Origin of the sequence: Sodalis sp. dw_96 (genome assembly GCF_018449575.1) — a bacterium.
Taxonomy (GTDB): Bacteria; Pseudomonadota; Gammaproteobacteria; order Enterobacterales; family Enterobacteriaceae; genus Acerihabitans.
Genome location: NZ_JAAVUT010000061.1, coordinates 1 through 618, shown reverse-complemented (window position 1 = coordinate 618; position 618 = coordinate 1). Strand labels below are relative to the sequence as shown.

The following is a 618-nucleotide window of genomic DNA, read 5'->3' as shown; positions in this document are numbered from 1 at the left end:
TGCCCCAACACTGCACATCAGGGATCCGCATAAAGAAGAAAAAATGGCTGCAATTGAAGAGGCGTTGACCAAGAACTGCGCGGACCACCCGGTCTTTTATGAGGATGAAGTGGACATTGATCTTAATCCAAAAATCGGCGCTGACTGGCAATGTAAAGGACACCAAAAGCGGCTCCCGACACCGGGTAAAAACGAAAAACATTACCTGGCTGGGGCGTTACACGCCGGAACCGGGCGAGTAGATTATGTCAGTGCCATAGGCAAAAGCTCGGATTTGTTTATCCAGATGCTGGGCCACCTGAAAAGTACCTACCGCAGCGCGAAAACTATCACGCTAATCGTTGATAATTACGTCATTCATAAGAGCCAAAAAACGCTGGATTGGCTGGCTGAAAATCCAAAATTTATCATTATTTATCAACCTATTTACTCACCTTGGGTAAACCGAATAGAGTTATTATGGCTGGCGCTTCATGAAACGGTGACACGCAATCATCAATGCCGATATATGTGGCAATTATTAAGAAATGTGGCCCAGTTTATGAAAGCAGCATCCCCATTTCCTGGCAACGGACATGGACAAACAAAAGTGGAGCGTTAATAGGCACACCTATTTAG

General features: G+C 45.5%; 1 protein-coding gene. It reads left to right on the top strand.

All coding sequences use genetic code 11. The features are described from left to right. Positions 1-601: IS630 family transposase (locus HB631_RS26775; RefSeq protein WP_213994211.1), on the top strand; the 601-nt coding region annotated here is incomplete at its 5' end. Between the last annotated feature and the right edge of the window lie 17 nt (positions 602-618).